The organism is Tardiphaga sp. 813_E8_N1_3 (assembly GCF_051811025.1).
Classification (GTDB): Bacteria; Pseudomonadota; Alphaproteobacteria; order Rhizobiales; family Xanthobacteraceae; genus Tardiphaga.
In genome coordinates this window covers 4,918,680-4,941,434 of record NZ_JBPWQE010000001.1, presented here as the reverse complement: position 1 = coordinate 4,941,434, position 22,755 = coordinate 4,918,680, and the positions used below count along the sequence as shown (strand labels likewise).

At 61.9% G+C, this 22,755-nt stretch carries 24 protein-coding genes and 1 pseudogene; 11 read left to right on the top strand and 14 right to left on the bottom strand.

Annotation, left to right across the window (positions count from 1 at the left end):
- Positions 1-73 precede the first annotated feature (73 nt).
- Positions 74-2,869 (top strand): [protein-PII] uridylyltransferase, encoded by a 2,796-nt coding sequence (locus tag AB8A33_RS23440; RefSeq protein ID WP_439094946.1) that lies wholly within the window; start codon positions 74-76, stop codon positions 2,867-2,869.
- On the opposite strand, the gene AB8A33_RS23435 is transcribed toward AB8A33_RS23440, so the two are convergent.
- Positions 2,870-3,391 (bottom strand): methylated-DNA--[protein]-cysteine S-methyltransferase, encoded by a 522-nt coding sequence (locus tag AB8A33_RS23435; RefSeq protein WP_439094945.1) that lies wholly within the window; start codon positions 3,389-3,391, stop codon positions 2,870-2,872.
- A gap of 88 nt (positions 3,392-3,479) precedes the next feature.
- On the bottom strand, positions 3,480-4,079 hold the full coding sequence (gene phaR / locus AB8A33_RS23430) for a polyhydroxyalkanoate synthesis repressor PhaR (RefSeq protein ID WP_089262652.1): 600 nt from the start codon (positions 4,077-4,079) through the stop codon (positions 3,480-3,482).
- 307 nt (positions 4,080-4,386) lie between these two features.
- Here phaR and AB8A33_RS23425 point away from each other — a divergent pair, with 307 nt between their 5' ends.
- The 3 genes and pseudogenes from AB8A33_RS23425 to AB8A33_RS23415 form a co-directional block, all read left to right on the top strand.
- On the top strand, positions 4,387-5,565 hold the full coding sequence (locus tag AB8A33_RS23425; protein WP_068732966.1) for an acetyl-CoA C-acetyltransferase: 1,179 nt from the start codon (positions 4,387-4,389) through the stop codon (positions 5,563-5,565).
- 182 nt (positions 5,566-5,747) lie between these two features.
- Entirely contained in the window at positions 5,748-6,473 is a 726-nt protein-coding gene (gene phbB, locus AB8A33_RS23420; protein WP_439094944.1) for an acetoacetyl-CoA reductase, read from the top strand.
- Positions 6,474-6,517: 44 nt separating this feature from the next.
- Positions 6,518-6,742: pseudogene (locus tag AB8A33_RS23415) on the top strand (EamA family transporter); the annotation flags it as partial.
- Here the strand turns inward: AB8A33_RS23415 and AB8A33_RS23410 are convergent.
- From AB8A33_RS23410 to AB8A33_RS23400, 3 genes are all read right to left on the bottom strand, one after another.
- Positions 6,739-7,173: a cupin domain-containing protein gene (locus AB8A33_RS23410; protein WP_439094943.1), complete on the bottom strand. Its 435-nt coding sequence runs from the start codon at positions 7,171-7,173 to the stop codon at positions 6,739-6,741. The pseudogene AB8A33_RS23415 and the gene AB8A33_RS23410 overlap by 4 nt on opposite strands.
- On the bottom strand, positions 7,173-7,940 hold the full coding sequence (gene gloB, locus AB8A33_RS23405) for a hydroxyacylglutathione hydrolase (RefSeq protein WP_439094942.1): 768 nt from the start codon (positions 7,938-7,940) through the stop codon (positions 7,173-7,175). Before gloB ends, AB8A33_RS23410 begins: the two co-directional genes overlap by 1 nt.
- Positions 7,941-8,024: 84 nt before the next feature.
- The gene (locus tag AB8A33_RS23400; RefSeq protein ID WP_439094941.1) at positions 8,025-8,375 is read right to left on the bottom strand and encodes an MliC family protein; all 351 of its coding nucleotides are present in this window, start codon (positions 8,373-8,375) and stop codon (positions 8,025-8,027) included.
- 180 nt (positions 8,376-8,555) lie between these two features.
- Here AB8A33_RS23400 and AB8A33_RS23395 point away from each other — a divergent pair, with 180 nt between their 5' ends.
- Positions 8,556-9,338: a class I SAM-dependent methyltransferase gene (locus tag AB8A33_RS23395; RefSeq protein ID WP_439057078.1), complete on the top strand. Its 783-nt coding sequence runs from the start codon at positions 8,556-8,558 to the stop codon at positions 9,336-9,338.
- Between the two features lie 3 nt (positions 9,339-9,341).
- On the opposite strand, the gene xerD is transcribed toward AB8A33_RS23395, so the two are convergent.
- From xerD to AB8A33_RS23380, 3 genes are all read right to left on the bottom strand, one after another.
- On the bottom strand, positions 9,342-10,295 hold the full coding sequence (xerD, locus tag AB8A33_RS23390; RefSeq protein ID WP_439094940.1) for a site-specific tyrosine recombinase XerD: 954 nt from the start codon (positions 10,293-10,295) through the stop codon (positions 9,342-9,344).
- Between the two features lie 84 nt (positions 10,296-10,379).
- Complete coding sequence (locus AB8A33_RS23385) at positions 10,380-10,790, bottom strand: nuclear transport factor 2 family protein (RefSeq protein WP_439094939.1); 411 nt, start codon at positions 10,788-10,790, stop codon at positions 10,380-10,382.
- Between the two features lie 32 nt (positions 10,791-10,822).
- Positions 10,823-11,863, bottom strand: a complete 1,041-nt coding sequence (locus tag AB8A33_RS23380) for an SDR family oxidoreductase (protein WP_439094938.1) — start codon at positions 11,861-11,863, stop codon at positions 10,823-10,825.
- Positions 11,864-11,963: 100 nt separating this feature from the next.
- Here AB8A33_RS23380 and AB8A33_RS23375 point away from each other — a divergent pair, with 100 nt between their 5' ends.
- Complete coding sequence (locus tag AB8A33_RS23375; protein ID WP_439094937.1) at positions 11,964-12,542, top strand: TetR/AcrR family transcriptional regulator; 579 nt, start codon at positions 11,964-11,966, stop codon at positions 12,540-12,542.
- Here AB8A33_RS23375 and AB8A33_RS23370 read toward each other — a convergent pair.
- Positions 12,532-12,678 (bottom strand): histidine kinase, encoded by a 147-nt coding sequence (locus AB8A33_RS23370; RefSeq protein ID WP_089262632.1) that lies wholly within the window; start codon positions 12,676-12,678, stop codon positions 12,532-12,534. The two genes, AB8A33_RS23375 and AB8A33_RS23370, sit on opposite strands and share 11 nt — an antisense overlap.
- A gap of 175 nt (positions 12,679-12,853) precedes the next feature.
- Between AB8A33_RS23370 and AB8A33_RS23365 the strand changes: the two genes are divergently transcribed.
- The 5 genes from AB8A33_RS23365 (at position 12,854) to AB8A33_RS23345 (ending at position 18,178) form a co-directional block, all read left to right on the top strand.
- Positions 12,854-13,495 (top strand): shikimate kinase, encoded by a 642-nt coding sequence (locus AB8A33_RS23365; RefSeq protein ID WP_439094936.1) that lies wholly within the window; start codon positions 12,854-12,856, stop codon positions 13,493-13,495.
- The gene (gene aroB, locus AB8A33_RS23360; protein ID WP_439094935.1) at positions 13,492-14,634 is read left to right on the top strand and encodes a 3-dehydroquinate synthase; all 1,143 of its coding nucleotides are present in this window, start codon (positions 13,492-13,494) and stop codon (positions 14,632-14,634) included. The genes AB8A33_RS23365 and aroB overlap by 4 nt, the downstream gene beginning before the upstream one ends.
- 55 nt (positions 14,635-14,689) lie before the next feature.
- The gene (locus tag AB8A33_RS23355) at positions 14,690-16,039 is read left to right on the top strand and encodes a hemolysin family protein (protein ID WP_439094934.1); all 1,350 of its coding nucleotides are present in this window, start codon (positions 14,690-14,692) and stop codon (positions 16,037-16,039) included.
- 80 nt (positions 16,040-16,119) lie between these two features.
- Positions 16,120-17,082 carry a Bug family tripartite tricarboxylate transporter substrate binding protein gene (locus AB8A33_RS23350; protein WP_439094933.1) on the top strand — a complete coding sequence of 321 codons (963 nt, stop codon included), beginning with the start codon at positions 16,120-16,122 and terminating at the stop codon, positions 17,080-17,082.
- A gap of 139 nt (positions 17,083-17,221) precedes the next feature.
- Positions 17,222-18,178: a Bug family tripartite tricarboxylate transporter substrate binding protein gene (locus AB8A33_RS23345; protein WP_439094932.1), complete on the top strand. Its 957-nt coding sequence runs from the start codon at positions 17,222-17,224 to the stop codon at positions 18,176-18,178.
- 42 nt (positions 18,179-18,220) lie between these two features.
- Here AB8A33_RS23345 and AB8A33_RS23340 read toward each other — a convergent pair whose 3' ends face one another.
- The 5 genes from AB8A33_RS23340 to AB8A33_RS23320 are packed head-to-tail and all read right to left on the bottom strand — an operon-like array spanning position 18,221 to position 22,668.
- Entirely contained in the window at positions 18,221-18,931 is a 711-nt protein-coding gene (locus tag AB8A33_RS23340) for an ABC transporter ATP-binding protein (RefSeq protein ID WP_439094931.1), read from the bottom strand.
- The gene (locus tag AB8A33_RS23335) at positions 18,924-19,703 is read right to left on the bottom strand and encodes an ABC transporter ATP-binding protein (protein ID WP_439094930.1); all 780 of its coding nucleotides are present in this window, start codon (positions 19,701-19,703) and stop codon (positions 18,924-18,926) included. The genes AB8A33_RS23340 and AB8A33_RS23335 overlap by 8 nt, the downstream gene beginning before the upstream one ends.
- On the bottom strand, positions 19,700-20,638 hold the full coding sequence (locus AB8A33_RS23330; protein ID WP_439094929.1) for a branched-chain amino acid ABC transporter permease: 939 nt from the start codon (positions 20,636-20,638) through the stop codon (positions 19,700-19,702). Before AB8A33_RS23330 ends, AB8A33_RS23335 begins: the two co-directional genes overlap by 4 nt.
- Entirely contained in the window at positions 20,635-21,501 is an 867-nt protein-coding gene (locus tag AB8A33_RS23325) for a branched-chain amino acid ABC transporter permease (protein WP_439094928.1), read from the bottom strand. The genes AB8A33_RS23330 and AB8A33_RS23325 overlap by 4 nt, the downstream gene beginning before the upstream one ends.
- Before the next feature lie 6 nt (positions 21,502-21,507).
- Positions 21,508-22,668 carry an ABC transporter substrate-binding protein gene (locus tag AB8A33_RS23320; RefSeq protein ID WP_439094927.1) on the bottom strand — a complete coding sequence of 387 codons (1,161 nt, stop codon included), beginning with the start codon at positions 22,666-22,668 and terminating at the stop codon, positions 21,508-21,510.
- Between the last annotated feature and the right edge of the window lie 87 nt (positions 22,669-22,755).

The window sequence follows — 22,755 nt, the reverse complement described above, 5'->3', positions numbered from 1 at the left end:
AAGGCAGCATGGACTAGCTGTGGGGCTACAATCACAGTGACAGCGCTTGCGCCGTCCGATATCCGGGTTGTTCATGGACAGCGTTGCTACACAAGACAGACCGACAACCGAAACCGACTTCGACACGACGCGGATTACCGCCGAGATCGATGCGCTTGCAGCGCAGCATCGCGGCAAGAACGATTTGTTTCGCGCCGCGGTCGCCAAGCTGCTGAAGGCGGAACTGCTCAAGGCCAGTGAAGCCGCCGAGGCCGTGTTGCTGAAGGACCGTCACGGCCGACGCTGTGCCGAGCAGCTCTGCCACGTGCAGGATGAAATCATCCGCATGTTGTTCGCCGCGGCGACGAAGCATCTGTATCATTCGCCAATCCCGTCTGGTGCCGAACGCATGGCGGTGGTCTCAACCGGCGGCTATGGCCGCGGGCTGATGGCGCCGGAATCCGACATCGATCTGCTGTTCATCCTGCCCTACAAGCAGACCGCCTGGGGCGAACAGGTCGCCGAAGTCATTCTCTATTGCCTGTGGGACATGGGCCTCAAGGTCGGCCACGCCACACGGTCGGTGGATGAATCGATCCGCCAGGCGCGCGGCGACATGACGATCCGCACCGCGATCCTGGAAACGCGCTTCCTTACCGGCGATCAGGCTCTCTACGACGAACTGGTCACGCGCTTCGATGCCGAAGTGGTGCAGGGCACAGCCGCGGAATTCGTCACTGCCAAGCTCGCCGAACGCGAGGAGCGCCATCGCCGCGGCGGCCAGTCGCGCTATCTGGTCGAGCCCAACGTCAAGGACGGCAAGGGCGGTCTGCGCGATCTGCACACCGTGTTCTGGATCGCGAAATACGTCTATCGGGTGCGCGACAGCAAGGAGCTGGTCGCGCGCGGCGTGTTCGATCCGCAGGAATACCGCACCTTCAAGCGTTGCGAAGACTTCCTGTGGTCGGTCCGCTGCAATATCCACTTCCTGACCAAACGGCCGGAAGAGCGGCTGTCCTTTGACCTGCAGCGCGAGATTGCGGTCCGTCTCGGCTATACTTCGCATCCCGGTATGCAGGACGTCGAGCGCTTCATGAAGCACTACTTCCTGATTGCCAAGGAAGTCGGCGATCTCACCGCGATCCTGTGCGCCAAGCTCGAAGACCAGCAGGCCAAGCCGGCGCCGGCGCTGACGCGCATGATGGCCAAGCTGCGGCCCGAGATGCATCGCCGCCGGCTGCCGGACAGCGATGCGTTCATCATCGACAACAACCGCATCAACCTTGCTGCGCCTGACGTGTTCAAGGAAGACCCGATCAACCTGATCCGGTTCTTCCGACTGGCACAGAAGCACAATCTGGCATTCCATCCTGATGCGATGCGGACCGCGACGCGCTCGCTCCGGCTGATCACGCCCGAGATCCGCGAGAACGCCGAAGCCAACGCGCTGTTCATGGAGATCCTGACCTCGGACAATGCCGAGGTCGTGTTGCGGCGGATGAACGAGACCGGCGTGCTCGGCCATTTCATTCGTGCCTTCGGCCGCATCGTGTCGATGATGCAGTTCAACATGTATCATCACTATACGGTGGATGAGCATCTGCTGCGGTGTGTCGGCATCCTTCAGGAGATCGAGCGCGGCGGGAACGACGAGTTCGTTGTCGCCAGCGATCTGATGCGCAAGATCCGCCCCGAACATCGGGCGGTGATCTATATCACGGTGTTGCTGCATGACATCGCCAAGGGGCGTCCGGAGGATCACTCCATCGCTGGCGCCAAGGTGGCGCGGCGGCTATGCCCGCGGCTCGGATTCAACGCTGCGGACACGGACCTCGTCGCATGGCTGATCGAGGAACATCTCACCATGTCCACGGTCGCGCAGTCGCGCGACCTGTCGGATAGCAAGACCATCGAGAATTTCGCCGCCGTCGTGCAGTCGGTTGAGCAGATGAAGCTGCTGACGATTCTCACCACCGCCGATATCCGCGGCGTCGGTCCCGGCGTCTGGAACGGCTGGAAGGCGCAGCTGATCCGGACGCTGTATTACGAAACCGAGCCGGTGCTGACCGGTGGTTTCTCCGAGGTCAATCGCGCACAGCGCATCGCATCGGCGCAGGCCGAATTCCGCCGTGCCTTCACCGAGTGGCCCGAGCAGGATCTCAACGCCTATATTTTGCGGCACTATCCGGCCTACTGGCTCAAGGTCGAGCTCGACCGCAAAATTCGCCACGCGCGCTTCCTGCGCGCGTCGGAAGAGGCCGGGCACAAGCTCGCGATCAATGTTGGGTTCGATGAAGCCCGCGGTGTTACCGAACTGACGATCCTCGCCGTCGATCATCCATGGCTGTTGTCGATCATCGCCGGCGCATGCGCCGCGGCCGGCGCCAACATCGTCGACGCACAGATCTACACGACGACCGATGGCCGCGCGCTCGACACCATCGCGATCTCCCGGGAATACGATCGCGACGACGATGAAGGCCGCCGCGCAACACGGATCGGCGATATGATCGAGGACGTGCTCGAAGGCAAGGTGCGGCTGCCCGAGACTGTGGCCAAGCGCGCCTCGACCAAAGGCAAGATCAGGGCTTTCACCGTCGAGCCGGAAGTCATAGTCAACAATCAGTGGTCGGATCGCTACACGGTGATCGAGGTCTCGGGCCTCGACCGACCGGGCCTGCTGTATCAACTGACCACGGCGATCTCGAAGCTCAACCTCAACATTGCTTCGGCGCATGTCGCGACCTTCGGCGAGCGCGCGCGAGACGTGTTCTATGTGACCGATTTGCTTGGAGCGCAGATCAACGCCCCAACGCGTCAGGCTGCGATCAAGCGTGCGTTGATTCATCTGCTGGCAAACGGCGATATCGCGGAGAAGCCGGCGGCGTAGTCACTTCACCGCAACGCCTTCATGCTCCAGCAGCCAGCGTTTGCGCGCGATGCCGCCGCCATAGCCGGTGAGCGAACCGTTGGCGCCGATCAGGCGGTGGCAGGGCACGACGACACTCAGAGGATTTGCACCATTGGCATGGCCAACCGCGCGCATCGCATTGGGCACGCCGAGTTGCGCCGCCAGCGTGCCGTAGCTGAGTGTGCTGCCTGCAGGGATTTTTCGCAGTGCCGTCCAGATACGGTTCTGAAACGGCGTGCCGGGGATGTGGCAGGTGATGCCATCGAGTTGGTTGAGGTCGCCGTCGAAATAGCGTGAGAGTGCACTGCGGATTTCGGATGGTGCCGAGTTCTCGATCAGTTCGACCGCCCCATAGTAACGACGCAGCAAAGTCAGCAAGCGCTCTTCGTAATCGATCCAGTCGAGTGCGCAGAGTGCGCCACCGTGGTTCGTCACCAGCAGCGCGATGCCGATCGGGGTGTCGAGCCGGTCGAGAGTCAGTGGGGTGGGTTGCTTCGCCATGGCGATGTTGCGCTCATCAAATGGAAACGCCGACCGTAGGTGAAGCTACGGCCGGCGTCATTCCGATTTCCGATAAGTGAGCCGCGAATTATTCCGGCTTCGGCTCGTGCGACATGCGCTCGAGGCGTTCCTGCATTTCCTTCATCTGGCGACGCAGATCATCCATGGTGTCGGCAGGCTCAGCGGTCGGCTCCGGCGCCTTTTCCGGCTCCGGCGACGCAGCGCCGCCGCGCGGCGGCACGAACGGCTTGAACATCGCGAAGGTCTGCTGAAACAATTCCATGTTGCGGCGGACGGTTTCCTCAAGCGGCGCGAACGGCGTCATGCTGAACGTGTTCGTCATCTGCTTGCGGAATTTCTCCTGCTCGCGCGTCAGGCTGTCGATGGACTGCTCGAGATACTTCGGCACCACCATCTGCATGCTGTCGCCATAGAAGCGGATCAACTGGCGCAGGAAAGTGGTTGGCAGGAGATTCTGGCCAGCCTTGTTTTCCTGTTCGAAGATGATCTGTGCGAGCACCGAGCGGGTGATGTCGTCACCGGTCTTGGCGTCGTAAACGAGAAAATCCTCGCCATCCTTCACCATCGCAGCGAGGTCCTCAAGCGTCACGTAAGTGCTTGTTCCGGTATTATAAAGCCGGCGGTTCGCATATTTTTTGATTGTCGTGGGTTGATCTGATTTCGCCATGGGGGCTCACACATACGGACCGAGGACAGGGAACCTTACGGCAGCGCGCCATAAGGTTGTCGAACAACGCAATGCAATAAAGTAAGCACTTTCAAAGGGGCTCGGCTACCGTTTTGTGCGTCACGGTTAAAATGGCAGCAGTCTTGTGCTATGCAAAGCGACATCCGTGCCATTTTGCGTGCGTTGCGGCCGTAATTTGGCGTCTGGCCAATTGACAGTCCAACCCTCAGTTAACAGGATAGTTTGCAACGCGGCCCCCGCCATCCTGGCTCTGACCGTCGAAAAAACCTCAACACAGGAGATGTCCATGTCAGACGATGTCGTCATCGTCAGCGCTGCCCGCACCCCGGTCGGCAGCTTCAACGGCGCTTTCGCCACCATGCCGGCGCATGATCTCGGCGCGATCGCCATCAAGGCGGCGCTTGAGCGCGGCAAGATCGATCCGGCCCGCGTCTCCGAAGTCATCATGGGACAGATACTCACTGCTGCGCAGGGCCAGAACCCCGCGCGTCAGGCCTCGATTGCTGCCGGCCTGCCGGTGGAAACTTCGGCCTGGGGCGTCAACATGCTGTGCGGCTCCGGCCTGCGCACGGTCGCGCTCGGCTATCAGGCGCTGCTCAATGGTGATTCGGAAATCGTCGTTGCCGGCGGTCAGGAATCCATGAGCATGGCCCCGCATGCGCAATATCTGCGCGGCGGCGTGAAAATGGGACCGGTGGAATTCGTCGACACCATGATCAAGGACGGTTTGTGGGATGCCTTCAACGGCTATCACATGGGTAACACCGCCGAGAACGTGGCAAAGCAGTACCAGATCACGCGCCAGCAGCAGGACGAGTTCGCTGTTGCATCGCAGCAGAAAGCGGAAGCTGCGCAGAAGGCCGGCAAGTTCAAGGACGAGATCGTTCCAGTCACCATCAAGGGCCGCAAGGGCGACACCGTGGTCGACAGCGACGAATATCCGCGCCACGGCGCCACTATCGAAGCCATGGCTAAGCTGCGTCCGGCCTTCGAGAAGGATGGTACCGTCACCGCCGGCTCGGCATCGGGCATCAATGACGGCGCCGCCGCCGTGGTGCTGATGACCGCCAAGCAGGCCGCCAAGGAAGGCCTCAAGCCGCTCGCCCGCATCGTGTCGTGGGGACAGGCCGGCGTTGATCCGAAGATCATGGGCACTGGCCCGATCCCGGCATCGCGCGCCGCGCTGAAGAAGGCCGGCTGGACCATCAACGATCTCGACCTGATCGAAGCCAATGAAGCTTTTGCTGCGCAGGCTTGCGCCGTGAACAAGGACCTCGGCTGGGATACGTCGAAGGTTAACGTCAACGGTGGCGCGATCGCGATCGGTCATCCGGTGGGCGCATCCGGTGCACGCGTGCTGGTCACGTTGCTGCACGAGATGGAAAAGCGCGACGCGAAGAAAGGCCTTGCCACGCTGTGCATCGGCGGTGGCATGGGCATCGCGATGTGCATCGCACGCGACTAATCCTTACGCGCCGCGTGCCGAAAACATCGGCTCGCGTGTGCACTGCACACACTGCTACACAAAATGCCCGGCGCTTTGCGTCGGGCATTTTTGCTTGATGGTCCAATTCTGCTTGATGTTCGTTGTATCGCCGGATTAATTCGTAGCTATAAATACAAAAGAGATTTGTGGAGGGATCGATCATGGCGCGCGTTGCATTGGTGACCGGGGGAACACGAGGGATTGGCGCTGCGATCAGCAAAGCGTTGAAGACTGCGGGCTACAAGGTCGCGGCGAGCTATGCCGGTAACGATGCCGCCGCCGAAAAATTTAAGAGCGAGACCGGCATTCCCGTTTTCAAATGGGACGTCAGTTCCTTCGAGGCCAGCGCCGAGGGCGTGAAGAAGGTCGAGGCCGAACTTGGTCCGGTCGATGTGCTGGTCAACAATGCCGGCATCACCATGGACGGCGCCTTCCACAAGATGACACCCGATCAGTGGAACAAGGTGGTCAACACCAATCTCGGCTCACTGTTCAATGTCACGCGTCAGGTGATCGAAGGCATGCGGTCGCGCAAGTTCGGACGTGTCATCAACATTTCATCGATCAACGGCCAGAAGGGCCAGTTTGGTCAGGTCAACTATTCCGCAGCCAAGGCCGGCGACATCGGCTTCACCAAGGCGCTGGCGCTGGAAAATGCCAAGCTCGGCATCACGGTGAATGTGATCTGCCCCGGCTACATTAACACCGAAATGGTGCAGGCGGTGCCGAAGGACGTACTTGAGAAAAACATCCTGCCGCAGATCCCGGTGAATCGCTTGGGCGAGCCCGAGGAAATCGCGCGCGCTGTGGTGTTCCTCGCCTCCGACGATTCCGGCTTCGTGACCGGCTCGACCATGACCATCAATGGCGGGCAGTATCACGCGTAAGATGTTACAAGGGGCAGCCTCATCCTGAGGAGCCCGCTCTTGCGGGCGTCTCGAAGGTCGGCGCCGCATTCTTCGCCTGGGACATCGGCATGAAGCGCGGCGACATCCGCGTGCTCGGTGCCGCCTCTTATGCAACGCCGCTGCTGTCGACGGCGTTCCTGATTCTGGCCGGATTCGCGCAGGCGAGCGCGAATATTGCTGTCGCAGCAGCGTTGATCGCAGGTGGTGGCTTGATCGCAGCGAAGGATATGATCTGGAAGCCGAGCTAGTCGGGCTTCCAGCCCTTCGGGGCCAACTCAAACGTCGCGAAATCGAAACCTGGTGCCACGGTGCAGCCGACCAGTGTCCAGTCGCCAGTGGTGGAGGCGGCCTGCCAAGCATGCGGTGGGACAATGCCTTGCGGCTCTTGTCCAGCGGCGACGTCCGGCCCGAGCGTGATCGTGCGCTGGCCGGCGTCGTTGGCGATTTCCAGCGTGAGCGGAGCGCCCGCATGATAGTGCCATATCTCGACGGCATCAATGCGATGCCAGTGCGAGCGTTCGCGTGATGCCAGCAGGAAGTAGATCGCCGTTGATGCGGCCCGCCCGCCGGTATCCACGCGACTGTCGCGAAACGTCTCGCGGTAGTGGCCGCCTTCGGGATGCGGCTGCAAGCCGAGCGTCGCGATGATCTCGGCTGCAGTTGGCGTGTAGCCTGCCATCAGGACTTGTTCTTGCGTTCACGGAGTTCGCCGAACACGTCGTCCTCGCTGAATCCCTTGAGGCGGACGGCGGCGGCGATAGCCGGATCGTCGGCGCGCAGGAAGACGTTGGTCTTCTTCTCGAGCCCGAGCAGCACCGGGATGGTCGGCTTGCCGACAGCGCGCAGCTGCGCCACCTCTTCGGAGCGCTTCTTCAGCGCCTCGTTATTGGCATCGATGCCAAGGCAGAACCTGACGTTGGCCGCGGTGTATTCGTGACCGCAATAGACACGGTAGTCGTCCGGCAATGTGCGCAGCTTCTTCAGCGATTGCCACATCATCGGATAGGTGCCTTCGAACACCCGCCCGCAGCCGCCCGAAAACAGCGTGTCGGCCGAGAACAGCGCGAGCTCGCTGTCGAACACGTAGCAGATATGGTCGAGCGTATGGCCGGGGGTCTCGAACACCCGTGCGGTGAGCGCGCCGACCTGCACGGTATCGCCCTCGCCGACGCGGACGTCGACTTCAGGAATTGGCGTGCCCTGATCGTGCGGCGCTGTGACCTTGCAGCCATAGGTTTTCTTCAGCTCCGAGATGCCGCCGACATGGTCGGCGTGGTGATGAGTCACCAGAATATCCGTGAGTTTCCAGCCTTCGCGCTGCAGTACCTTCATGATCGGGCCGGCCTCCGGCGCGTCGATGGCGGCGGTTTTCAGGCTCTGTGGATCATGAATCAGGTAGCCGAAATTGTCGGACAGGCAGGGGAATACGCGAATTTCAGCAGCCATGATAACTCCGTTGGATCACGTCGTGATGCGCTCGCACGTACGTGCGGCAAATTGATGGGGGTGAGTATGGGCGATGCATGACGGTCAGCGCGGCGTCACACATTGGCGCGAGGGCTGGCCGGCAATCTGCAGCGTGATGGTGGTCTGGCCCTTGCCGGCAATCCCGACATTGCCTTCGCCGTAGCGGAAGCCCGAGCCTGATCGCTGGATCGGCATGCGGAGCGTTTCGCCATTGGGATAGAACAGGGTGATCGACTTGCCACCGGAATTGTAATCGACGGAGATCTTGTTGCCGCCCGACAATGCAGGAGTGCATGTGTAATCGACCGTCGCGGGATTGGCATAGGCGCCGAATGGCGCCAGTGAAGCCATCACGGCCAGACTTGCGGTTATCGCCGCCGTCCTTGTGATCGTTTGACCTCGGCGTGACAGCATTTTTGTCTCTCCTGCAACGATGTCGCGGCGCCTGTTTCTCCGACTAGGCCGCAGCCGGGCCGGCCTTGTCAATTGGTGCAACTCACCGCCCGCGATGGCCTGGATATGTGGCGTTAACGCTGCCCCGGCAATGCGCGATTCGGGGGATCGTGCGCCGCCGCAACGTGTTAGAAAGTCACCATGACCATCGATGTGATCGATCTCCGGGATTTCTATTCGCGCCGCCTCGGTATCGTGGCTCGGCGGCTGATCAATCGCGGTATTCAGGCGCATTGGCCGGATGCCGAAGGCCAGCGTGTGCTCGGTCTGGGGTACCCCACACCGTATCTCGGTCTTTTCCGGGAGAATTCCGAACGGTGCATCGCGTTCATGCCGGCGGCGCAGGGGGTGCTGAAATGGCCGACGGCGAAGCCGGCGCTGGCCACGCTGGTCGACGAATTCTCGCTGCCGCTGCCGGATGCCGCCGTCGATCGCATCATCCTGGTGCACGCCCTGGAAATGTCCGACGATCCCGAAGGTTTGCTCCGCGAGGTTTGGCGGGTGCTCGCGCCGTCCGGCCGGTTGATGGCGGTGATTCCGAATCGCCGGGGCGTCTGGACCCGCACCGACTCGACGCCGTTCGGTCACGGCCGGCCCTATTCACGCTCGCAGATCACGCAGTTGCTGCGACAGACCTGGTTTACGCCGACGGCGTGGAGCGAGGCGCTGTTCATGCCGCCGGTCGGAATGGGCTGGTTTCTGCGCTCGGCGATGGCCTGGGAGCGGATCGGCGCGGCGTTGTCGATGCCGTTCGCCGGCGTGCATATCGTCGAAGCCACCAAACAGGTCTATCGGGCGATCCCCGCCAAGCGCGAACGCACGCGGCTGATTCCTGCGCTGCAGCCGGTGCTGGTGCCGACCTCCGGGATGCGGCGCGACGATGAGGCGGATCATCTTGGCGAGGCCGAGCCGCACTCGCGCTGAGCGCTATTTTTCCGCGAGCGGATGCAGGTCGCGGACCAGGCTCTTGAGCCGCTCTTCCACCACATGGGTGTAGATCTGCGTCGTGGAAATATCGGTATGACCGAGCAGCGTCTGCACGATGCGAAGATCGGCGCCGTTATGCAGCAGATGGCTGGCAAAGGCGTGACGCAGCACGTGCGGCGACACCAGCCGCGGCGCAATGCCGGATGCGGCGGCGAGTTCTTTCAGGTCGCGCGCGAAATGCTGCCGGGTGAGGTGGCCGCTCTCGCCAAAAGACGGAAACAGCCACTTCGAGGCGGCACTCTTTTTTGGTTGAGATTTCTGCAACTCGGCCATCGCGGCGAGATATTCCGCCATCGCCTGTTTGGCGGTTTCATTGAGCGGTACCAGCCGCTCCTTGTTGCCCTTGCCGCGCACCACGATCATGCGGGCATCGCGGCGCGCCGCGGTGAGCGGTAGCGAGACCAGTTCGGACACACGAAGCCCGGTGGCGTAAAGCACTTCGAGCAGACAATAGAGCCGGGCATCGCGCAGCCGCTGCTGCGCCGATGCTTCCGCATTCTGCGCCTGCGTCCGCGCCTGTGCCAGCATGCGGTCAACATCGGCGATCGACAGCACCTTGGGCAGACTGCGGCCACGCTTGGGGCCGGACAGGATGGCTGCTGGATCGTCGGCACGGATTTTTTCGCTGAGCAGAAAGCGAAACAGATGCCGTATGGCGGACAGCCGCCGCGCCACGGTGGTCGATTTAAAGCCGCGCTCGTCGAGGTCTTCCAGGTAATCGCGCAGCAACTGGGTGTCGGCACCGGCTAAGCTGGATTTCGCCCCGGCAGCGAATTCGGAGAAATCTTCCAGGTCGCGCCGATAGGCGTCGAGCGTGTTCACGCCGGCGCCTTGTTCGGCAGCAAGCATGTCGAGGAACAGATTGGAGAGCTTGGCGTCTGAGGAAGTGGTCATGCGCCATCATAACCCATGATCCGGGCTGCAGCAGCGGTTTTCACCGGCTGCAGCAACCCGGCGCGAATGCAGGTCTCACAAAGATCAGGCGAGCGGGCTGATCGATGTGGCTTGCGACCAGACCACCATCCACTGCCGGTCACGCATTTCATAAGCATCGGTGTGCCAATAGTCGCCTGGCGGCACCTTGTGGCCCCCGAACACCACCTCAATGCGGGCGCGATATCGGATCACGGCACTCGTGCCATACAGCCGGACGGCGATTTCACCAGGCATCCAGGTCAGATACTTGATGTGGCCGCCTGCGACGGCGCCAAGATATTCGGCTTTTGACAGTGCCGCGCCGATCGGCGTGATCAGCTGGAAGTCTGCGGCGTGCAGCGGCTCGGCCGCTGCCATGTCGGCGCTCACAAGCGCACGAAGCCGCGCGCGTTCGATGCCTCGGATGGCTTCCGCCTCCGGATGCTCTTTCGGATCGACTATTGATGAGGTCATGGGTTGGTTCCGTTATTGTGAGGTGTGGGAATTCAGCAGGTCGCGAGCAGGTCGTGGTCGATCAGGCTTTGTGCACTGGCGCGAATGGCTTCGTCGGCGGACCTTGGCTGCCAATCCAGCATTCGCTGCGCCTTCGCGGCACTGACACTCAGATCGACGTCGAGTTCGTGGACGATCATGCGCGACCGTGCGCTGAACGGCGCCATTGCTTTGATCATCCAGTTTGGCACTTCGCCCGAGGGCAGAGCCGGCGCATAATTCGGAAATGACTGCGCCAGTACGGCCGCGATGTCGCGCATCCATAGAAACTGCCCGGCCGCAATGAAGCGCTGACCTGACGCATCCGGATGGGTCATCGCCCTGATATGCGCGTCAGCCACATCGCGGACATCGACCACCGCGATGCCGAAGCGCGGCACACGTTTGAGCTTGCCGCTCATCATCTGCTGAACCAGCCCGATCGACGTGCCGTAATCCGGACCCAACAGGGGTCCAAAAATGATGCCGGGATTGATGACGGCGAGATCCAGTCCGGTTTCCGCAGCAAAGGTCCATGCCGCCCGTTCGGCCAGCGTCTTGGATTTATAGTAGGGCGTTGCCCGTTTGCCTGTCGGATCGGTCCAGTTTTCTTCGGTATACGGCGCCTTGCCGCCTCCGTGATTGGTAGCCGCGATCGAGGACGTCAGCACAACCCGCGTCACGCCTGCGCGATGCGCGGCACGTAGTACCCGTAACGCGCCGTCCCGCGCTGGTTGGATCAATTCATTTTCATCCTTCGGAAGGCCTGCCGGAAACGGCGATGCCGTGTGGATCACATAGCTGCAGCCTGTGACGGCGGCATCCCATCCGATGTCGGAGCAGAGGTCGGCTTCGACGAAACTGAGCGAGTGCGAGTCGGTTGGCGTCGCACAGATCTGCTTCGCGATCCGGTCGCAGCCGCTCATGCGACGAACGCTACCGCGGACAGCGTAGCCCTTGGCCAGCAACTGCCGGGCGATATGTCCGCCCAGAAAGCCGCCGATGCCCGTGACAAGAACAATGATCTCTCGATTGCCGACCGATCCTGAATGCATGTTCGCTCCTGCCCCACGTGGAATGCGTAGATTAGACAATTGGACTATTATTGTCTAGTTGTCTTTTGACGCTTTGGGCACGAACTGTCAATCTGTCTGAATGAGCGAACGAGATGCCAAAACCGATCACATTCTGGATGCCGCACTCCCGGTGTTCGTCCGCCACGGTTTTCGCAAGGCGTCCATGGCCGACATCGCGCGCGCGGCAGGAATTTCGCGGGCGTCGCTCTATCTGAGCTTCAACAGCAAGGAAGATCTGTTCCGGGCGGGCTCGACGCGCGCCCATGCGCGGACCATGCGCGATGTCGAGGCGGCGCTGTCAGGCGATGGCGATGTGTTCGGTCGCATCGAGACGGCAATGGCTGTGTTTCAGCGCGAACTCATCGCGCCTTTCGCGGGCAGTCCGGATGCAATGGAGCTGTTCGACGCCAATATGGCTCTGGCCAAAGATATCACGCTTGCTGCGCGGGCCAGGTTGATCGCCCTTCTGGCTCAGGCGCTGAGCGATACTGAAACCGCGGGCATGATTAGCCTCGGCTCATTGCAAGCCCGGCCGGCCGAGGTGGCGAGCGTCGTCGTCGCTGCGATGGATGGGATCAAGCATGCTGAGGGCGCCGGCCCGCAATTCGAAGAGCAGATGCAGCTGTTCTTGCGGCTACTGCGTGCAGCTATTTCTTGAGAAACTTGTCCGGCTGGATGGTAACCGTCATGTCCCGTGGCTTCGGGTTGACGAAATTGGCCAGCGCGAAGATGACGCCATAGACCACGCCAACGATCACCGCGACGACCGTCAAAAAGCGGAACAGGCTGGGCATGATCAGGGAACTCGGCGGCGAAATGGGGCGATTCGTTCCGCCTGAGGCGGCCACCTTGTCCGGATACAGACTGCAAGAGGTGCTGGCAACGCTGGCGCTGGGGGTAGTATAGGTGACCGGAATGCGGCAAACCTCTGCGATCCCTTGTCGCTCACTGATTTTGCAGGTGTTTTTGATGTCCGAGACCATCTTGCCGGCCATTGCCAGCGCACCCCAGGAGGCCGCCATCGTCGCGGCGCTGGGAAAGCGCTCGGTCGTGCTGGTGGGCATGATGGGGGCGGGCAAATCGACCATCGGCCGGCGCATGGCGACGCGGCTACGGCTGCCCTTTGTCGATGCGGACAACGAGATCGAGGCGGCGGCCGGGATGTCGATCCCGGACATTTTTGAAGTCCACGGCGAACCGCATTTCCGCGACGGCGAGGCACGGGTGATCGCCCGGCTGCTGGACAGCGGACCGATCCTGCTGGCGACCGGCGGCGGTGCCTTCCTGCGCGAGGACACTCGCCAGAAGATCCGCGACAAGGCGATCTCGCTGTGGCTGAAAGCCGATGCGGACGTGATCCTGCGTCGGGTTCGGCGCAGGGAAAATCGCCCGCTGCTGAAGACCGCCGATCCCGCCGCGACCATTGCGCGGCTCATTGAGGCGCGCCATCCGTTCTATGAGCAGACCGATATAACGATCGACTCGCGCGACGTGCCGCATGAGAAGATCGTTGAGGAAGGCATCATCGCGCTGCATGAGCATCTGTTCCGCCCCCACGCAGCTTCCGCCATTTCCGAACCGACAGGCGATCCCTTGAGTTCTCAACTATGACCGCCCCGCTGAAACATTCCGATCCGATCATCGTGGACGTCGCGCTCGCTGAGCGCGCCTATGACATCGTCATCGGCCGCAATGTACTGCCGTCGCTTGGTGCGCGGATCGCCAGACTGCGGCCGGGCGTGCGCACGGCGATAGTGACCGACAGGACCGTTGCCAAGCATTGGCTGGCTGCAACGGAAGCCTCGCTGGCGGAAGCTGGCATTCCGACCTCGCATATCATTGTTGAGGAAGGCGAGGGGTCGAAGAGCTATGCGGGCCTGGAGAAAGTTTCCGAAGCACTGATCGCGGCGAAGATCGAACGCAACGATCTCGTCGTCGCGCTCGGTGGCGGTGTGGTCGGCGATCTCGCGGGCTTTGCCGCAGCGATCATCCGCCGTGGCGTCGATTTCGTGCAGGTGCCGACCTCGCTGCTGGCGCAGGTCGACTCCTCCGTCGGCGGCAAGACCGGCATCAACTCGCCGCAGGGTAAGAACCTGCTCGGTGCCTTCCACCAGCCAGTACTTGTTGTGGCCGACACGGCGGTCCTCGATACGCTGTCGCCGCGGCAATTTCGTTCGGGCTATGCGGAAGTCGCCAAATATGGCGTGCTCGGCGATGTCGCGTTCTTCACCTGGCTCGAAGCCAACCACGCTGACATCATGCGCGGGGGTGCAGCGCGCGAACACGCCATCGCCACCTCGTGCCGCGCCAAGGCCGGCGTCGTGTCGCGCGACGAGCGTGAGAATGGCGAACGCGCACTGCTCAATCTCGGTCATACCTTCGGCCATGCGCTGGAAGCGGTGACCGGCTTCTCGGATCGGCTGTTCCATGGCGAGGGCGTGTCGGTCGGCATGGTGCTGGCTGCGCAATTGTCGGCGCAGCTCGGCATGATCGCTGAGAGCGATGCGACCCGCGTGCAGCATCATCTCGCCGATGTTGGTCTGCCCACGAAGCTGCAGGACATTGCCGGCTTCGCGCAGGAAGGCCTCGCGGAGGCGGATACGCTGATGGCGCTGATGGCGCAGGACAAGAAGGTGAAACGCGGCAAGCTCACCTTTATTTTGCTGGAAGCCGTTGGCAAGGCCGTCATCGCTGGCGATGTCGATCCCGCGACGGTTCGCGCCTTTCTGCATCAGAAGCTGACGGGATAGAACTGATGGTGGCCGGTTTGGGAAGCACCAAAGCCGGAGCCGTCGCAGGACTTTCATGAATTCGATTACCGTCAATCTGCTGATTGCGATCTTCCTGCTCGCTGCCAACGCGTTCTACGTGGCGGCGGAATTCGCGTTGGTGAAGAGCCGCGGCTTTCGCGTCAAGACGATGGTCGAGCGCAACCGCTTTGGCGCGCGCATGGTGCAGCGGATGATGGGCGACGTCGAAGCCTATTTGGCCTGCTGCCAGCTCGGCATCACCATGGCGTCGCTGGGGCTCGGCTGGGTCGGCGAGCCGACGGTCGCGGCCTTGCTGCAGCCGGTCCTGATTCCGCTCGGGATGTCGGAGTCCGCGCTGCATTTCACCTCGTTCATCACCGGCTTCCTCGTCTTCTCGTCGCTGCATATCGTGATCGGTGAGCAGGTCCCGAAGACGCTGGCTATCCGGCAGCCGGAGCCGGTGTCGCAGTGGATCGCATATCCGCTCTATGCGTCCTACATCCTGTTCTATCCGTTGAACTGGTTACTCAACGCTGCCTCACGTGGCACCCTGGCGCTGCTCGGCGTGCAGGAAGCGTCGCCGCATGAAATTCTCACCGGTGTGGAGATCGAAGGCCTGGTCGGCGAGTCCGCCGAACATGGCGGCATCGCGTCAGGCGAGGCCGAATATATCCAGAATGTGTTTCGCTTCGGCGATCTCGCGGTGTCGGACGTCATGGTCCATCGCACGGCGATGGTGACGCTGAATGCGGATCTTCCGTCCGAAGAACTGGTGCGCGAGGTGCTGGCCACCGAATACACCCGCATTCCCCTCTGGCGCGAGAAACCTGAAAACATCATCGGCGTGCTGCACGCCAAGGATCTGTTGCGCGCCATCCGCGCGGTGGATGGCGACACGTCGAAGATCGACGTCGCCAGCATCGCGCTGCCGCCGTGGTTCGTGCCGGAGATGCGTCCGCTGTCGGATCAGTTGAAAGCGTTCCGCCGCCGCAAGACCCACTTCGCGCTCGTCGTTGACGAGTATGGCGAGGTCGAAGGCATGGTGACGCTGGAAGACATCCTCGAAGAAATCGTCGGCGACATCGCGGATGAACATGACGTGGTCGTTGCCGGCGTGCGCGCTCAGGCCGATGGCTCGGTGGTGGTCGATGGTTCGGTGCCGATCCGTGACCTCAATCGCGCGATGGATTGGCATCTGCCGGATGATGAGGCGACCACGGTGGCGGGCCTCGTCATTCACGAGGCACGCTCCATCCCCGAGCGCGGCCAGAGCTTCACCTTCTACAACTTCCGCTTCCGCGTATTGCGTCGTGAGCGCAACCGCATCACCGCGCTGCGCATCGGGCCTGTGCCGACAGAGCCTGAAGTGCCGGAGAAAAAGCCGCGGGCCGGGACGTCGTTCTAGGCTCTCAGCCGGTCCGGTTCTTGCTTTTGCTTTCCTTCATGAGCTGCCATTCGCATCGAATGGCGCAACTGGAGCGAGCGATGAACAAGTTCTGGCAATTGTCGTGCGTGCTTGCCGCCGTGCTGATGTCCGGTGCGGCGCAGGCCAACACCAACTGGCCGTCGAAGCCGATCAAGGCCGTCAATCCGTTCGGCGCCGGCAGTGCTGGCGACGTGGTGCCGCGTCTCTTCTTCGAGAAACTGAGCACGGAGCTGGGACAGCCGATCGTGATCGAAAATCGCGTCGGCGCCGGTGGCTCGCTCGGCACGGGCGCAGTCGCGAAAAGCGATCCGGATGGCTACACGCTGCTGTCGCAGACCAATGCGATCTCCATTGCGCCGGCGATCTTCCCGAATCTCAACTACGACACGACCAAGGAGCTGTCCTCGGTGGTGATGATCGGTTATGCGGCGAATGTGATGATCGTGCCGAACGAACGACCATGGAAGACAGTGCAGGATTTCCTCGCTGCAGCAAAGACCAAGGGCACGGTGATCAATTACGGCTCGGTGGGCGTCGGCAGCGCCGTGCATATCAGCTCGGAAAAATTCCGCGCCGCTGCTGGCTTCGAGGCCACGCACATCCCGTATCGCGGCGGCTCTGAAGTCATCACCGACATCATTGGCGGCCGCATCGATTTCTATTTCTGCCCGCTGGCCACGGCGCTGCCGCTGATCCGCGAGGGGCAGGTCCGTGCGCTGGTGGTGTCGACGCCGACCCGCGTGCGCGATCTGCCTGACGTACCGACGCCGATCGATGCCGGCCTCAAGGATGCTGACAGCTCGATCTGGTTCGGTGTGTTCGTGCCAGCCAAGACGCCGCTCGACATCGTTGCGAAGCTCTACACGGCCAGCAACAAGGTGTTGGGTGCACCAGAGACGCAGGCCAGTCTCAAGAAGCTCGGCGTCGAGCCGATGCCGATGACGTCGACAGAGATGGATGCGCTGCTCGTCAAGGAAATCGCGGCCAACAAGGTGCTACTCAAGAGCGAAGCGGCCAAGTAACAATTGTGCCGGGCCGCCTTTCCAAGGTGGACCCGGCGCGCCTTTTGAGAGGTCAAGCGGTCCAGATCTTGCTTCGTTTGCCTCTATGGACCCGGTTGTCGGGCGCCGCTGATAGCGGCTGGTATATTTGGAGCAAGGTATGAACAAGTTTGTGCGGTGGTCTGGCGTTGTTGCAGGTCTGTTGCTGTGCACGGCGGCGCATGCGGACACCACCTGGCCGACCCGGTTGATCAAGGCCACCATTCCGTTCGGCCCAGGCAGCGCGACGGACGTCGTGCCGCGCATCTTCTTTGAGCGCCTTGGTCCGGAACTCGGCCAGACCATCGTAGTAGAGAACCGTGTTGGCGGCGGCGGTGCGGTGGGCACTGCGGCAGTCGCGAAGGCGGATCCGGATGGCTATAGCGTGCTGGCGCATTCCTCGGCGCTGACGATCACCCCGGCGATCAATGCAAGCCTGCCCTACGACACGTCGAAGGACCTGTCGTCGGTGATCATGATCGGCGTAAGCCCGCAGATCATGATCGTGCCGAAGGAGCGTCCCTGGAAGACCGTTGATGATTTCCTGAGGGATGCGAAAGCCAAGGGATCGTCGATCAATTTCGGCTCGGTCGGCATCGGCAGCGCCGTGCATATCAGCGCCGAGAAATTCCGGATGGCCGGCGGCTTTGAGGCGACGCACATCCCTTATCGCGGTGGGCCTGAAGTGATTGCTGACATTCTTGGTGGCCGTATCGATTTCTACTTCTGCCCGGCGGCGACGGCTTTGCCGCTGATCCGGGAAGGGCAGGTGCGTGCGCTCGTCGTCTCCACCGAAAAGCGGACTCCGGAACTGCCCGACGTGCCGTCGCTAGCCGAGGTCGGACTGAAGGACGGCGTCAGTAACAGCTGGATTGGCGTATTCGTGCCGTCGAAGACGCCGCGCGAGATCGTCGACAAGATGCGCGATGCCGGCCTCAAGGTGCTGGCCAAGCCGGAGATGCAGGCTGCGCTGACGAAGATCGGCGTCGAACCGATGCCGATGGAGCCGAAGGCCATGGACGATCTCGTGGCGAAGGAGGTCGCCGCGAATATCGCGCTGCTGAAGAATGTGAAGTGACAGAACGTTGGCCTCGCTTCTAAGTCGAGGAGAGACCAACAGCTACCCGCCCAGATATGCCTCGCGGATCCGCGGGTCGTCGGCGAGCACGGAAGCCGGGCCGGATAGTGTGATCGATCCGGTCTCCAGCACGAATGCACGCGCCGCCACTTCGAGTGCCATCGCCGAATTCTGCTCCACGAGCAATACGCCAAGCCCGGTGCGTTTGTTTAGCTCGACGATCTTGTCGAACACCTGCTCGATCACGATGGGCGCGAGCCCCAGCGAGGGCTCATCCAGCATCAGAAGGCTCGGCCGTGACATCAGCGCTCGGCCGATCGCCAGCATCTGCTGTTCGCCGCCGGAGAGCGACCATCCACCCTGCTTGATACGTTCTTTCAGCCGCGGAAACAGTTCGAATACCAGCGTCAGGTCGTCCTCGACCTCGGCCTTCTTGTAGGCGCGCGACGCTGTCCCTGTGATCAGATTCTCGCGCACGGTAAGGCCCGGAAAAATTCGGCGGCCTTCGGGGCAGTGTGCGAGGCCGGCCCCGACAATGGCTTCGACGGCCGTGCCATGAATGTTTTCGCCTTTCCACGAGATCGTGCCGGATGTTGGTCGCAGCAGGCCGGAGATGGTGCTGAGCGTCGTGGTCTTGCCGGCGCCGTTGCCGCCGATCAAGGCGACGATCTCGCCCATCTCGACGCTCAGGGAAATACCCTTCAGCACTTCGATGTGGCCGTAGGAGACCCGAAGATTGTCGATCTTAAGCATGGCGATGCCGCCTGCCGAGATAGGCCTCGATCACCAACGGGTTGCGCTGCACCTCGGACGGCGCGCCATCGGCGATCTTCTTGCCGAAGTCGAGGACGGCAACGCGGTCGCTGATCCCCATCACCAGCCGCACATTGTGTTCGACCAGCAGCACGGTGATGCCCTTGCTTTTCAGTTTCGCGATGGTGTCGAGCAGGGCCATGCTCTCGGTCATGTTCATGCCGGCAGCGGGCTCGTCCAGCAGCAGCACGCCGGGCTTTGAAGCCAGTGCGCGTGCGATTTCCAGCAGGCGCTGCTGCGCATAAGGCAGTTGGGTCGGACGGTCGCCCGCGCGCCCGGCGAGGCCGACGATGTCCAGTGCCTCACGCGCCGTGCTCTCGATCTCCGCCTCGCGCTGCCGCTGTGTCGCGTTCGACAACATGATGTTGATCATCGACATGGGCGTGTTGCAGGCAGCGGCGACTTTCACATTTTCCAGCACGGTGAGATTGGAAAACACCCGGATGTTCTGGAACGTGCGCGCCAGCCCGAGTCGCGCGATGCGGTTGGGCCTGAGGCGGAAGATCTCCTTGTCGTCGATGCGGATCGAGCCGGCATCGGCATGGGAGGCGCCGGACAGAGCATTCAGCAGCGTGGTTTTGCCTGAGCCGTTGGGGCCGATGATCGCCTGCACGATCCCCTTGGGGACGTCGAGATCGACGCCGTCGAGCGCGACAAGGCCGCCGAAACGGCGCGTCACGCCGCGCGCGGTGATGATCGCTTGATCCGTCATCGCGCACCTGCCCAGAGTGGTAGCCGTGATGCCAGCGATGCGAGGCCGCCGGGCGTCAGCACGATCACGGCGATGACGCCGAGGCCATAAAGCACGAGGTACCATTGCCCGAGGAAACGTAGCGCCTCCGGTAAAACGGTTAGCCCCACGGCGCCGATTATGCAGCCGGGGATCGAGCCCATGCCACCGACGATCAGCATGGTCATCAGCAGGATGGCCTGGGTGCCCGAGAAGCTGTCCGGGCTGATGAAGCGGATCGAGGAGGCATAGAGGCAACCCGCGAGGCCGGCATAGACCGCGCCGATCATGAAGGCGATCAGCTTGGTGCGCGTGGTGTCAACGCCGCTCTGTTCGGCGGCGATCTCGGAATCCTTGGTGGCGATCATGGCGCGGCCGAGCGACGATTGCCGAATTCGCGCGGCGACGAGGGCCGCAATCGCCAGCACTGCGATCAGCAAATAGTAATGTTGAACCTGCCCTTGCGGGCCGATGCCGAACACGCTGATACCCGGGATCGCGCGCAGACCGGAGGTGCCGCCGGTCACCGGTTCCCAATGCACGATGATCAACCGGACAATCTCGCCGAAGCCGATCGTGGTCATCGCAAGATAATAGGTGCGCAGCCGTAACGTCGGCAGGCCAAGCACAAGGCTTGCAGCCATGACGATGATGACCGACAGGAAGGGTGTTGTGATCCAGGGCAATCCAGCCTTGGTGGCGATGCCTGTGGTGTAGGCGCCGAGGCCGTAGAACGCCGCTTGGCCGAAATTGATCTGGCCGACCCAGCCGGTGGCGAAGTTCAGGCCGAGCACGACAATGGCGTTGAGGATGGCAATGTTGAGGAGCTGGATGACATAGTTGTCATGGGTCACTGCTGGGATCAGCAGCGCCACGACAGCGCCAAGCGCGAGTGGAAGCCAGTGTTTCACTGTCACACCTTCTCGCTGCTCTTCTCGCCGAACAGTCCGCGCGGCCAGGCCACGAGCACAGCGATCATCACGATGAAGGCATAGGCGTCGCGGAAATTCGACGAGATGTAGCGCGCGCCAAAGGTTTCGATCAGGCCGAGAAATAAGCCACCGATCACTGCGCCGGGCAGATTGCCGAAGCCGCCGATCACACTGACGACGAAGCCTTTCAGGCCGAGGCTGCCGCCCATGGTCGGCTCAGCCAGGAAAATTGGCGCCACCAGCAGGCCGGCGATGCCCGACAAGATCGCACCAAAGGCGAAAGCGACGGCGATGGTGCGGTTGACGGGAATGCCGACCAGTCGCGCGGTCTGCAGGTCCTGCGCAGTGGCCTGCATCAGGATGCCGAAGCGCGTCTTGGTGAGCATCAGATATTGCAGCAACAGGGTCACCGCCAGCGTACAGAAGATGAAGAGCTGGTGCATCGAGATGACGACACCGGCAAAACGCAGCGGTGGGCCGCGGACCGGGGAGGGCAGCGACACCGGCAGCGGCCCCCAGATGATCAGCGCGATATTCTCCAGCACGATGCCCATCGCGATGGTGGTGAGGATCACAAGGAAGGGGGGCCGCCCGCGCAAGGGGAAGTAGACCAGCACCATGAAGACGATGCCGATCAGCGCCATCGCCAGCATGGTAGAGGCCCAGGCCAGCGCCATCGGCAGCTCATGCGTCACCGCACCCGAAATGCCGATGAAGGCACCGAGCATCAACAACTGTCCCTGCGCGAAATTGACGATCTGGACGGTGTTGAAGATCAGCAGCAGACCGAGCGCCACGAGAGCATAGATGCTCCCGAGCGCCAGGCCGTTGACGACGAGCTGGCCCATGAAGTCTTAGAACCCGCTCTCTTTGATCGGTCCGGTGAATTCCGGGGTCTTGCCCTTGTTACGGTAGATGCCGAGCGTATGGGTGAGGTCGCCATTGGCATCCGCCTGATAGGAAATCAGCATGCCCTTGAAGTCCTTGGTGGCAGCCAGCGCATCACGGATCGCTGGCTTGTCGCAGCCGACTTTCTCGATGATCGACTTCAGCATGTAGACCGAGTCGTAATAGGAGACGGTGAAGTTGTCGGCCGGCACCTTGTATTTGTCCTGCACGCGCTTCGCCCAATCCAGAATCTTCGGATCGGTCGAGGTCTGCGGGATCATGCCGCCGATCGCATAATTGCCATCGGCTTCGGCCGCGGAGAGATTGTTCAGCATGGTCTGGGCGACGATGCTGGTATTGCCGATGGTGGTCAGCTTGATGCCGAGATCACCCATCTGCTTCAGCACCAGCGTGATGTCCGACGGACGACCGAACAAGATCAGGCTGTCCGCGCCCTTGTCCTTGATCTCCAGAAGCTGCGCGGTCATGTCCTTGTCAGATGGCGCATATGACGCCATCGCGACCGGCGTAACATTGAGCTTACTGAGGGCAGCCTGAATGCCCTTCGATGCGCCGAGGCCGTAATCGTCGGCAACGACGAGAATGCCGGGTTTGGTCTTCTTCAGCGACTTCACGAGATATTCGGGGATCAGGTCGGCGAGCTGGCCGTCATGGGCATGGGTGCGGAACAGCCATTTCGAGCCTTGGGCGGTGACTTTCGCGTTGGTGGCGCCGACGATGAACGGGGTCTCGGATTTGTTGACGCTGTCGGTCTGCGCAAACACATGCGGCGAGATCATCGACGACATGATGACCAGCGGTTTGCTCTCGATGATGCGATTCATCGCATTCAGAGCGTCGGTCGACGAGGCGCCGGTGTCTTCGGTGGTGAGCGCGATTTTCTTGCCGGCGATGCCGCCGGCGGCGTTGATTTCCTCGACGGCGAATTCAGCGCCGTTGCGGGCTTGGGTGCCGAGCAACGCAAGGTTACCCGTCAGCGGCGTGGTCAGGCCGAACGGAATCATCGCCGGACAGGCAGCTGCATCGGCCTTGGCCGTATTGGTGAAACCGATCAGGCACAGCAGCGCCGCGCCCGTCATCATCGTCCTGGATAATCCCTGCAACATCGACGTTCCCTGGTTACACTCAGCTTGCATTCTGTATGCAAGCCGGGTGCCAGATCGTCGACATGTCGAGATGCTGGACGCGCGCGG

Coding starts and splice junctions, on each gene's coding strand:
- AB8A33_RS23440 (WP_439094946.1), top strand. CDS start 74: ATGGACAGCGTTGCTACACAAGACAGACCGACAACCGAAACCGACTTC.
- AB8A33_RS23435 (WP_439094945.1), bottom strand. CDS start 3,391: ATGGCGAAGCAACCCACCCCACTGACTCTCGACCGGCTCGACACCCCG.
- phaR (WP_089262652.1), bottom strand. CDS start 4,079: ATGGCGAAATCAGATCAACCCACGACAATCAAAAAATATGCGAACCGC.
- AB8A33_RS23425 (WP_068732966.1), top strand. CDS start 4,387: ATGTCAGACGATGTCGTCATCGTCAGCGCTGCCCGCACCCCGGTCGGC.
- phbB (WP_439094944.1), top strand. CDS start 5,748: ATGGCGCGCGTTGCATTGGTGACCGGGGGAACACGAGGGATTGGCGCT.
- AB8A33_RS23410 (WP_439094943.1), bottom strand. CDS start 7,173: ATGGCAGGCTACACGCCAACTGCAGCCGAGATCATCGCGACGCTCGGC.
- gloB (WP_439094942.1), bottom strand. CDS start 7,940: ATGGCTGCTGAAATTCGCGTATTCCCCTGCCTGTCCGACAATTTCGGC.
- AB8A33_RS23400 (WP_439094941.1), bottom strand. CDS start 8,375: ATGCTGTCACGCCGAGGTCAAACGATCACAAGGACGGCGGCGATAACC.
- AB8A33_RS23395 (WP_439057078.1), top strand. CDS start 8,556: ATGACCATCGATGTGATCGATCTCCGGGATTTCTATTCGCGCCGCCTC.
- xerD (WP_439094940.1), bottom strand. CDS start 10,295: ATGACCACTTCCTCAGACGCCAAGCTCTCCAATCTGTTCCTCGACATG.
- AB8A33_RS23385 (WP_439094939.1), bottom strand. CDS start 10,790: ATGACCTCATCAATAGTCGATCCGAAAGAGCATCCGGAGGCGGAAGCC.
- AB8A33_RS23380 (WP_439094938.1), bottom strand. CDS start 11,863: ATGCATTCAGGATCGGTCGGCAATCGAGAGATCATTGTTCTTGTCACG.
- AB8A33_RS23375 (WP_439094937.1), top strand. CDS start 11,964: ATGAGCGAACGAGATGCCAAAACCGATCACATTCTGGATGCCGCACTC.
- AB8A33_RS23370 (WP_089262632.1), bottom strand. CDS start 12,678: ATGCCCAGCCTGTTCCGCTTTTTGACGGTCGTCGCGGTGATCGTTGGC.
- AB8A33_RS23365 (WP_439094936.1), top strand. CDS start 12,854: ATGTCCGAGACCATCTTGCCGGCCATTGCCAGCGCACCCCAGGAGGCC.
- aroB (WP_439094935.1), top strand. CDS start 13,492: ATGACCGCCCCGCTGAAACATTCCGATCCGATCATCGTGGACGTCGCG.
- AB8A33_RS23355 (WP_439094934.1), top strand. CDS start 14,690: ATGAATTCGATTACCGTCAATCTGCTGATTGCGATCTTCCTGCTCGCT.
- AB8A33_RS23350 (WP_439094933.1), top strand. CDS start 16,120: ATGAACAAGTTCTGGCAATTGTCGTGCGTGCTTGCCGCCGTGCTGATG.
- AB8A33_RS23345 (WP_439094932.1), top strand. CDS start 17,222: ATGAACAAGTTTGTGCGGTGGTCTGGCGTTGTTGCAGGTCTGTTGCTG.
- AB8A33_RS23340 (WP_439094931.1), bottom strand. CDS start 18,931: ATGCTTAAGATCGACAATCTTCGGGTCTCCTACGGCCACATCGAAGTG.
- AB8A33_RS23335 (WP_439094930.1), bottom strand. CDS start 19,703: ATGACGGATCAAGCGATCATCACCGCGCGCGGCGTGACGCGCCGTTTC.
- AB8A33_RS23325 (WP_439094928.1), bottom strand. CDS start 21,501: ATGGGCCAGCTCGTCGTCAACGGCCTGGCGCTCGGGAGCATCTATGCT.
- AB8A33_RS23320 (WP_439094927.1), bottom strand. CDS start 22,668: ATGTTGCAGGGATTATCCAGGACGATGATGACGGGCGCGGCGCTGCTG.